Source organism: Psychromarinibacter sediminicola, assembly GCF_029168335.1.
Classification (GTDB): domain Bacteria; phylum Pseudomonadota; class Alphaproteobacteria; order Rhodobacterales; family Rhodobacteraceae; genus Psychromarinibacter; species Psychromarinibacter sediminicola.
In genome coordinates this window covers 1-337 of record NZ_JARGYC010000261.1, presented here as the reverse complement: position 1 = coordinate 337, position 337 = coordinate 1, and the positions used below count along the sequence as shown (strand labels likewise).

Annotated in this window: 1 protein-coding gene; it reads left to right on the top strand. The window is 54.9% G+C overall.

The annotated features are described in order from the left end of the window. Nucleotides 1–337: glutathione S-transferase family protein (locus P1J78_RS25680; protein ID WP_275570118.1), on the top strand; the 337-nt coding region annotated here is incomplete at both ends.

The following is a 337-nucleotide window of genomic DNA, read 5'->3' as shown; positions in this document are numbered from 1 at the left end:
GCCGTTGTTCGTGCCACCCTCGCCGAGGTGGGCGCGCCGCATGAAATCATCACTATAGATATTCGCACGGGTATACAAAGGTCTGAGGCTTACTCGGCGATTAACCCACGACAACAAGTGCCGACATTGATATCTCCTGATGGTCAAATCATGACCGAGACCTCAGCGATCATCGTTCAGCTTGCCGATTATTATCCTGACTCTGAACTCCTGCCGCCGATCCGTAGTCCCGAACGCGGACTGGTTCTTCGTTGGCTGGCGTTCTGTGCCACAAATCTCTACGAGGGCGAGAGCCGAAAGCTTAATCCGGGCCGCTATACAACGGGTGACCCAGCAG